The 6,420-nt window shown below is 62.2% G+C and carries 7 protein-coding genes; 4 read left to right on the top strand and 3 right to left on the bottom strand.

Annotated elements, in window-relative coordinates:
- Positions 1 to 983 (bottom strand): MFS transporter (locus Q0O95_RS01785; protein ID WP_293694733.1); only part of this gene is annotated, 983 nt, incomplete at its 3' end.
- Between the two features lie 90 nt (positions 984 to 1,073).
- On the opposite strand from Q0O95_RS01785, the gene prfB reads away from it, so the two are divergent.
- From prfB to smpB, 4 genes are all read left to right on the top strand, one after another.
- Complete coding sequence (gene prfB / locus Q0O95_RS01780; protein ID WP_293694732.1) at positions 1,074 to 2,189, top strand: peptide chain release factor 2; 1,116 nt, start codon at positions 1,074 to 1,076, stop codon at positions 2,187 to 2,189.
- 81 nt (positions 2,190 to 2,270) lie between these two features.
- On the top strand, positions 2,271 to 3,047 hold the full coding sequence (gene ftsE / locus Q0O95_RS01775) for a cell division ATP-binding protein FtsE (protein ID WP_366516425.1): 777 nt from the start codon (positions 2,271 to 2,273) through the stop codon (positions 3,045 to 3,047).
- Positions 3,044 to 3,955, top strand: coding sequence for a permease-like cell division protein FtsX (ftsX, locus tag Q0O95_RS01770; RefSeq protein ID WP_293694731.1), 912 nt, complete (start codon positions 3,044 to 3,046; stop codon positions 3,953 to 3,955). The genes ftsE and ftsX overlap by 4 nt, the downstream gene beginning before the upstream one ends.
- 80 nt (positions 3,956 to 4,035) lie before the next feature.
- A complete protein-coding gene (gene smpB / locus Q0O95_RS01765; RefSeq protein ID WP_293694730.1) occupies positions 4,036 to 4,512 on the top strand; it encodes an SsrA-binding protein SmpB in 477 nt (158 codons plus the stop codon).
- 29 nt (positions 4,513 to 4,541) lie between these two features.
- Here the strand turns inward: smpB and Q0O95_RS01760 are convergent, their stop codons facing one another.
- Both Q0O95_RS01760 and Q0O95_RS01755 read right to left on the bottom strand, forming a co-directional pair.
- Positions 4,542 to 5,924, bottom strand: a complete 1,383-nt coding sequence (locus Q0O95_RS01760; RefSeq protein WP_293694729.1) for a hypothetical protein — start codon at positions 5,922 to 5,924, stop codon at positions 4,542 to 4,544.
- A gap of 11 nt (positions 5,925 to 5,935) precedes the next feature.
- On the bottom strand, positions 5,936 to 6,280 hold the full coding sequence (locus Q0O95_RS01755; protein WP_293694728.1) for a hypothetical protein: 345 nt from the start codon (positions 6,278 to 6,280) through the stop codon (positions 5,936 to 5,938).
- Positions 6,281 to 6,420: the final 140 nt, after the last annotated feature.

Genomic DNA, 6,420 nt, shown 5'->3' with positions numbered 1-6,420 from the left:
GCGAGCATCCCCGCAGCGGCAATCCACATCGCGACGGCGTAGGGAACGTCGTGCGTGAACGTGAGGAGCAGGAATCCGGATCCGAGCCCGAGAATGCTGGGAACAACAGCCCACATCCGGCCGAAGCGGTCCATGATCCATCCCGAAGCGAAGAAGAGCGCGAAATCGACGATGCCGGCGAGACCGATCACCATGCCCGTCGTCGTCGCGTCGACACCGATGGAAACCGCCCAGAGCGGAACGAGGAGTGTTCGTGCATTCCGGGCGAAGGCCATGAGGGCGGCGCCCACGCCGACGGTGGCGAGCGTGCGTGCATTTGCTCGAATCGTCGGCAGGATACCCCGCGAAGCCGCCGCCGCGTTGCGCTGTCCTGCGCGTGCCGGGTCGGACGAGAATGTCGTTGTCGGATCCGGCAGAAAGAACAGAATGACGACGGCAGTCAGTGCGCCGACCCCGAACACCGCAAGGCTCACGCGAGTCTCAGCGCCCAGGGCGAACAACACGGATGAGATCAGCGGCCCGATCGCGACGCCGAGTCTGAACGTGCCGCCGAGCGTCGCGAGCGAACGCGCACGATACCGATAGGGGACGAACGTCGTCATGAACGCGTGCCTGGCGAGTGAGAAGACGGCCGTGCCGAGCCCGGCGGCAAGGATGCAGGCGGCCAACTGCCACCACGCGGTTGCGAAGAACGCGAGTCCGAGGAAGACGAGCACGGTGAGGCCCGCGTAGATCATGGTTGCGCGTTCCCCGAATCGGGCGACGAGAGCCCCTCCCGGAACAGACCCGAGGAGTTCGCCGATCGTTGCCATCGCTGCGACGATGCCGGCAACGGCGAGGGATGCTCCCATGTCGCGTGCGAGCAACGGGATAAACGGAATGAGTGCGCCCTGGCCTATCGCGAAGGCGATCGTCGGCGCGAAAACAGCGATTGCGACAGAGCGAAACGGGAAGCGTTCGCCGTCGGAAGTGTCAGCTGCCACAGTCGCAGCCTACGCCAGTGCGTGCTCCACGAAATCCGTACGCCCGCTCTGGTCTGCGTCCCCGTCGCGGGGCCGTTAGGCTGGTCAATCATGAGCGAAATCGATATCGGCCACGATCTGAGTGAGCTTCGTACGACCTTCTCGGACATCCGAGCGGTCGTCGACACGGATGCTCTGGAGCGCGACATCGCCGAGCTCAGCGAACGTGCCGGAGCCCCCGACCTTTGGGATGATCCCGACGCGGCACAGCAGGTCACGAGCGCCCTGAGTCATAAGCAGGCGCAGCTCAAACGTGTGCTCGATACCGAGCAGCGCATCGACGACCTCGAGGTACTCGTGGAACTCGCGAACGAAGAGGACGACGACTCGGCCAAGAGTGACGTTCGCAAGGAGCTCGCCGCGTTGCAGAAGACCATCAGCGACATGGAGATCCACACGCTCCTGGATGGCGACTTCGATGAACTTCCGGCCGTCGTCACGATTCGCGCCGGTGCGGGAGGTGTCGACGCGAGCGATTTCGCGGAGATGCTGTTGCGCATGTACCTGCGGTACGCCGAGCAGCACGGGATGCCCGTCACGGTGCACGACACGTCCTACGCCGAGGAGGCGGGCATCAAGTCCGCTTCGTTCGAGATCGATGCTCCTTACGCGTTCGGCAACCTCTCCGTCGAGGCGGGCACGCACCGCCTGGTACGCATGAGCCCGTTCAACTCCGCGGGCAAGAGACAGACCAGTTTTGCAGCGGTCGAAGTCGTGCCGCTCTTCGAACAGACGGACGAGATCGACATCCCCGAGAACGACATCCGCGTCGATGTCTTTCGTTCATCCGGTCCGGGTGGCCAGAGTGTCAACACGACAGACTCCGCCGTCCGGATCACGCACCTGCCGACCGGCATCGTCGTTTCGATGCAGAACGAGAAGAGCCAGATTCAGAATCGTGCTGCCGCAATGCGCGTGCTCCAGTCGCGTTTGCTTCTCGTGAAGCGTGAAGAAGAGGCTGCACGGAAGAAGGAGCTCGCCGGTACTATCTCGGCAAGTTGGGGCGACCAGATGCGTTCGTACGTACTGGCGCCGTATCAAATGGTGAAGGACCTCCGCACGAATCACGAGGTCAACAACCCCACTCACGTGTTCGACGGCGACCTCGACGGTTTTATCGCTGCCGGTATCCGGTGGCGCAAACAACAGCAGCTCGCAGACGATTAGCGGGCTTGTGCGGCAGGATATTTTGTCGATTGCGGAGCGCCTGTCGCTACACGGCGCACGGCGTGCGTAGCTTGTACGTCGATGATCCTCTTCGACAACGTCTCTAAGACCTACAGGCGCAAGGCCCGCCCTGCCCTCAACGAGGTCTCCCTCGAGATTCAGGCTGGCGAGTTCGTGTTTCTCGTCGGAGCCTCCGGCTCCGGCAAGAGCACGGTGATCCGCATGATCATGCGTGAGGAACGCGCCAATACAGGCGATATTCACGTCCTCGGCCAGCGCCTCGCCTCGATTCCGACGCGCAAGGTGCCGTTCTTCCGGCGCAACCTGGGCGTCGTGTTCCAGGACTTTCGGCTGCTCCGCAACAAAACGGTCTATGAGAATGTGGCGTTCACGCTGCAGGTCATCGGCAAAAGCCGAGGCTTCATCTCGGAGGCGGTCCCCGATGTTCTGCAGATCGTCGGCCTTGCCGGGAAGGCGTCCCGGTTTCCGCACGAACTCTCCGGCGGCGAACAGCAGCGTGTTGCCATTGCACGAGCGGTTGTCAATAAACCACCCATTCTCCTCGCTGATGAGCCGACGGGAAACCTCGACCCGACAACCAGCGCGGGCATCATGGCGCTGCTTGCGAGAATCAATGAGGGCGGCACGACAGTAGTCATGGCAACGCACGAGGCCTCCATCGTCGACGCTATGCAGCGACGCGTCATCGAGCTCGACTCCGGCAAGGTGGTTCGCGATGAGAAATCGGGCACATACGGCGTATCGGTAGCCGCCACCGGTTCAACAGGAAAGGCACCGGAGAGCAAAGGCGGTAAGAAAGCCGCTTCGAAGAAGAGCGAGAAGGGAGCCAAAGCATGAGGGTCGCACTTGTTCTCCGCGAGGTGTGGACCGGCCTTCGCCGCAACATGTCTATGGTCATCTCGGTCATCCTCGTGACATTCATCTCCCTGACCTTCGTCGGTTCGGCGATGCTGCTGCAGAGTCAGATCAACCAGATGAAGGGCTTCTGGTACGACCGCGCTCAAGTCGCCATCTACTTCTGCAATGACGGAGATACCGGCGATCAGTGCGCGGGAGAAGCCACCGAGGAAGACATCGCCGCCGTTGAGGCCGTTCTCGAATCGGAAGCTATCGATCCGTTTGTGCGCAACTTCGAATTCGAGGATCGCGAACAGGCTCTTGAGAATTTCCAGCGACAGTTCGCCGGAACGCAGGCCGTCGAATTCGCCACGGAAGATTCCATGAGCAGAGCGCTCCGTGTGCAACCGAGCAGCCCTGCCGATGCTTCCGTCGTTGCAGAGGCGACACGTTCCCTGCCGGGTGTGCTGGAAGTCCAGGATCAGCGGCGACTGCTCGAGCCCATCTTCAATGTCTTGAACATCGCGAGCCTCGCGGCTGTCGTCATCGCGGCGATCATGCTCGTGGCGGCGGTGCTTCTCATATCAACAACGATTCGACTATCCGCGTATTCGCGACAGCGAGAGCTGGGCATCATGCGGCTTGTCGGTGCCTCGAACCGTTTCATTCAGACACCGTTCATCCTCGAGGGCGTTGTCGCGGCACTCGTGGGGTCGTTGCTCGCCAGCGGTGCAATTCTTGCGCTCGTGCAGTGGGGCGTGCAGGGTTATCTGGCACCAGCATTGCCGACGTATCCGCTTGTCACGGTCGATGCAGCAATGCTCGTGGTACCCGTGTTGCTGGGCATCGGGGTCGTGCTCGCCGCTATCGCCGCAGCTGTTGCGATTCGTCGCTACCTGCGCGTATAGACGGGCCGCTCTCCAGCCATCGTCGATACGGCGATGTGATGCTATGCTGAACGGCTGACTACGCGCAGGAGGAGACGTTCGTGGCACGCGAGGAAGGGCGAAAACTGATCGCCCAGAACAAGAAGGCCAGACACGATTACAACATCGAAGATCGTGTTGAGGCCGGCATCGTGCTGACCGGAACCGAGGTCAAGTCGCTTCGCGCCGGACGCGCCTCGCTCGTCGACGGTTACGCCTTCATCGACGGGGGCGAGGCATGGCTGGACGCAGTGAACATCCCTGCCTACGCGCAAGGAACCTGGACGAACCACCCGCCGCGGCGGAAGCGGAAGCTGCTGCTCCACCGCCATCAGATCGATAAGCTCGCGGGTCAAGTCGCGCAAGGCGGCTACACTCTCGTTCCGCTGAGCCTGTATTTCTCAGACGGACGAGCGAAGGTCGAACTGGCGCTAGCGAAGGGAAAGCGCGAGTACGACAAGCGGCACGCTCTGCGTGAGCGCCAGGACAAACGCGAAGCGGAGCGCGCGATGCGCATGCGGAATCGGCTCGGCGAGTAGAACCGCGCCGAGCCGATCGGCCGCACTCGTTACTGTTCGCTTTCTTCGCCGCCCAGCACGATGCCGGCCTGATTCAGGAGCGCGTCACGGCTCCCGTTGAAGCTCTCAGCCGAGGCGATGAGCGGGTCATCGTGCCCGCTCGTCACGGAGTTCGAGCTGAGCCAGTCGTTCACATCGCCTTCTGCCTGGAGGCGGTCGTACGACACGACATCGTGCTCTTCGATCTGCTCAACGGGGTCGCTCGTGAACGAGTTCACCACCTCACGTTCCAGCGCTCCGTACTCTTCCCAGTACTGCACGTATACCGAGCAGGCGTCGTCCATGCCCGCGGGGCAGTGGTTCGTGTACAGGCCGACCATGTCGTCCGCGTATGCGACGTAGGCCGATTCGTATGCGTCGGCATTCGCCTGTCGCTTCGACGACGTCGACTCGTCGTAGCAGCCGTAGCTCGACTGGCAGGTGATAATCCACTCACCGTCCTCCTCGATGGCGGGCAAACGGTACTCATCACCGTCGGAGAGTGCTCGCGCGAACGACTCGAGCGAGTCGAGATTACCCTGATAGCGGTCGTAGATTTCGGTGAATTCGCCCACGAACGCGCACTCTGCCGGCGCCGAGCCCATCGTGGACTCAATGAGCTCCAGCAGCTCGGCGCTGCCTTCGTAACGGGCCTGGTACTCACTGTATTGCTGAACAGCTGCGTCGTATTCCTCGTTACCTTCCGCATCCTCCACGTTGGGGCGTGCGGGAGGCTCGCCACCGGAAAGTTCTTCGAAGACCGGTGCCAGCCCATCCAGCTGAGAACACGTTTCACCGAACGAACCGTCCCCCGAGTAGTCGCCGTTGGCCGCCGAGAGCACGTCCAGACCGTCGAAGGAACTCTCGAGCGCGGCCAACTGATCCTCTGTGAACGTTGTCGACCACGCGTCGTGCTCCTGGTTGTAGGTTGCGACCGCCTCGTCAATCTCCTGCTGCTTGAGATACTGCGGGACGAAGATGGCCGCAAGCAGGCCGAGAATCGCAATGACAGCTACCGGAATCGTGATGCCGAGAATGAGACCGAGGCGCTTCTTCTTTTTCTTGCCTCCGCCTTCGCCGGGTCCTCCGGGTCCGCCGTAGCTTCCGTCGCCCGGCCCGCCGTACTGATTTCCGTCGCCGCCGTAACCGCCTACGTAGCCGCCCCCTTGGTCGACGTAAGGAGGCTGCTGGCCGCCGTACCCGTCATAGCCGCCCTGCTGTTGCGGCACGCCCTGTTGGGGGTCCTGTGGGTACTGCTGCTGAAACTGGCCCTGCGGGTACTGCTGCTGCGAGTACTGGTCGTAACCGGGAGCCGATGGGTTCTGCCCCGGCTGTTGAACCGGGCCGGTGTTGTCAGGATTCGGGTTGGACTGGTGCGGGGGGTAGTTCGTCATGGTGCTACTTTCTAGGGGATGAGGACGCCGTCACGTGCCTCGAGGACGCGGTCTTGGCCCGAAAGGAGTTCGACCGCGAGTTCGAACAGGTTGGATTCGTTGCTGTCGGATGCCGCTGAGTCGCCGTGCTGCATGCCCTCGGCGTGCGTCATGCCGAGAGCCGTTACGACGCCGCCGGGAGTGCTGGTTCCGAGGAAGAGACCTACACGAGACTTCTTCGACTGTTGGTTGGGGCCGGCCGGTGGCCCGGCAGCCGGTGGATATCCGCTGCCATTCCAATCCTGACCAGCAGGCCCGGCGGGTGGCGGCCCGTAGTACGGCTGTGCCGATTCAGGATTCGGCGGAGGGTACGTCATAGCAGGTCCTCCCGAGAATGGTTCGTATCTCTAGGGTAGACGGGTGAAGCTGACAGATGGCCGACTGTCAGCTTAAAAGCGGCGGACCGTTTCCAGCACTCCCTAGACACTGAGGCAAAGTGGTGGAAACTGTCGATCCG

It is taken from the genome of uncultured Agrococcus sp. (assembly GCF_945915485.1).
Classification (GTDB): Bacteria; Actinomycetota; Actinomycetes; order Actinomycetales; family Microbacteriaceae; genus Agrococcus.
Note: the sequence above shows the minus strand (reverse complement) of the source record. Positions and strands in the feature narration are given on the sequence as shown.

Excerpts from the sequence above, each read along its gene's own strand:
- Q0O95_RS01760 (WP_293694729.1), bottom strand. The coding sequence starts at position 5,924 with ATGACGAACTACCCCCCGCACCAGTCCAACCCGAATCCTGACAACACC.
- ftsE (WP_366516425.1), top strand. The coding sequence starts at position 2,271 with ATGATCCTCTTCGACAACGTCTCTAAGACCTACAGGCGCAAGGCCCGC.
- ftsX (WP_293694731.1), top strand. The coding sequence starts at position 3,044 with ATGAGGGTCGCACTTGTTCTCCGCGAGGTGTGGACCGGCCTTCGCCGC.
- prfB (WP_293694732.1), top strand. The coding sequence starts at position 1,074 with ATGAGCGAAATCGATATCGGCCACGATCTGAGTGAGCTTCGTACGACC.
- Q0O95_RS01755 (WP_293694728.1), bottom strand. The coding sequence starts at position 6,280 with ATGACGTACCCTCCGCCGAATCCTGAATCGGCACAGCCGTACTACGGG.